2 protein-coding genes are annotated in these 1,627 nt (G+C 33.4%); both read right to left on the reverse strand.

The window, feature by feature from the left end; all coding sequences use genetic code 11:
- Positions 1-280: 280 nt before the first annotated feature.
- Positions 281-514, reverse strand: a complete 234-nt coding sequence (locus tag V7097_RS25890; RefSeq protein ID WP_335706510.1) for a hypothetical protein — start codon at positions 512-514, stop codon at positions 281-283.
- A gap of 735 nt (positions 515-1,249) precedes the next feature.
- Positions 1,250-1,615, reverse strand: a complete 366-nt coding sequence (locus tag V7097_RS25895; RefSeq protein ID WP_335706511.1) for an NDxxF motif lipoprotein — start codon at positions 1,613-1,615, stop codon at positions 1,250-1,252.
- Positions 1,616-1,627: the final 12 nt, after the last annotated feature.

Here is a 1,627-nt window from a genome sequence, read left to right on the forward strand (position 1 = left end):
CCTTTAACCCTCCAAGTCTCGCTACGCGTGAATGCCTAGTTCTTGCTCGACGGGAATCCCACCCGTTATATGATACGACCTAGGCTCGGCCGCACAACTGCCCCGTTAGCTGAATAACTTCAACAAAAATAAGCGATAATCATTCTTAGACTATCGCCCCCGTTTTCCTCACTTATATAAAAAATTAGTTCAGTTGCGTTTATATATCTTAATTGTCAGGAGCTTGAAACAGAGTAAAGACCTCCGAAGAGGAGGTCTTGGTTTCCTTTTATAAGAGGTGTTAATTCATGCCATGCATCACGTGTGGCATCATGTGTGGCATACTAATCATTACAGCTTGTGACTGGGTAACATTGTCATGATGTGGATGATGATAATGATGATGTGGATGATGTGGATGATGATGATGATGATGTGGATAATGATAGCTACTCATTACATAAGGATGAGATCCAGATCCCATAATATATGGACTATATGCCATTCCATACCAGTTTCTTATATCTCCAAACATATTTTTCACCTACTTTCGAGATGGGAATTTAACTAATTTCATGTTATGCCTTAATTTAATGAATGAGCTTATCTTCTCTCAAAATAGGTGTTTACCTATTAAATAAAAATCCTGCATCATCCAGTTACACTAAACTGTTCTATAGTTGAATAACTTCAACAAAAATTAGCGGTAGTCATTCTTGAATTATCGCACCCGTTACTTTAAGTACACCATTTCACAATCCTAAATAAATCATATTAATATACAAGGCACATATATTTAGTCATATATTGCCCCTTCAGAACCGCAAATCAATTATGTTCTTTTAACGTAAAAAAGCACTCATTTTTTGAGTGCCTTCTTTATTTTTTCTTCTGTTTTGATTTACCACCGAATAGACCTATCGCGACTGCTACCCCAATGCCTATAGCAAACCATGAAGCGAAACTCATAACTTCCACCGCCTTTTTGGCTTTAAACACATTTTACGTATCTATATGCGTAAGGTTACTGCAATTATGAGTGCCTTTTTTGCTGTCGATATTCCTCAAACGAACTTCTATTGTAGATTTTTTTTCTTCAAGAAAAGCACCCGATAGTTTAAGTACAGGTTTTCACAAACTTCCTAGACCTAAGTCTAATTATTCAATTTGTAATGTCTTTTTCTACTGATAGTTTCCATACCATAAATCTCAAAAAGATAAGTTTATTAATGTCAATCTTATATAGTTTAATGAATTTCTTTCTTATGTCCTAATATTCCCGTCCAAATGCTTTTGTCTTAATATTTTTCTTATCGAGGAATTCTTCTATTTTTTTCTGTTCTCTTCCATTCACTACATCAATTTTTTTCATTATTGATCCAATTTTTATTTTTGGAAATTCCCCTTTATTTACGTCATCTGTAAAATTACTGAGGATTTCATCTAGTTCATAAAGAATCTCATTATAATTTGTAATATACTGGCTAATTCTTTCAGACTCTTCTCGATAACCTTCAGGTAATGTATTATTTAAGATATAGTTAGAAAAATTCTCATCATTTTCTTTTGTAAGTTTGATAATTTTGGCTAATTTCTCTAGTTCATCTTTATTTAATTCCTTTTCTTCATATATAATCTCTTGAAATGG

This window comes from Bacillus sp. JJ1562 (genome assembly GCF_036962705.1).
GTDB lineage: Bacteria > Bacillota > Bacilli > Bacillales > Bacillaceae_L > Ferdinandcohnia.

Excerpts from the sequence above, each read along its gene's own strand:
- V7097_RS25890 (WP_335706510.1), bottom strand. The coding sequence starts at position 514 with ATGTTTGGAGATATAAGAAACTGGTATGGAATGGCATATAGTCCATAT.